The sequence below is a fragment of the Micromonospora sp. NBRC 107095 genome (assembly GCF_030269705.1).
Lineage (GTDB): Bacteria > Actinomycetota > Actinomycetes > Mycobacteriales > Micromonosporaceae > Micromonospora > Micromonospora parva.
Map to the genome: position 1 here is coordinate 1 of NZ_BSTU01000016.1, position 318 is coordinate 318.

The following is a 318-nucleotide window of genomic DNA, read 5'->3' on the forward strand; positions in this document are numbered from 1 at the left end:
CGGTTTCCTTGTTCAGCACGGGGGTGATGTCGTTGATGGAGTTGGTGCCGGCTTCGGTGGTGCCCATTTCCTTGGCCATGGCGTCCACGCTGATGTCCTTGCCCTGCACGGACAGGGCGTTGCGGGTGGCGGCGGGGCCGCAGTAGTAGAAGTTCGGCTGGGCTTCGTAGCGCACGCCGAGCTGACGCTCGCCGGCGGGCTTGCGGTCGGTCTGGGTTTGGGTGGCCGGCTTGGCGTCCGACGCGGCGTACGCGGCGGTGACGGGTCCGGCGATGGCGCCGCCGGTGAAGGCGAGGCCGGCAGCGGTCAGGGCGGTCT

Annotated in this window: 1 protein-coding gene; it reads right to left on the reverse strand. The window is 69.8% G+C overall.

Annotated elements, in window-relative coordinates; genetic code table 11:
* The coding region (locus QSK15_RS32465; protein WP_285797854.1) for a C39 family peptidase at positions 1 to 318 on the reverse strand (318 nt) is incomplete at both ends.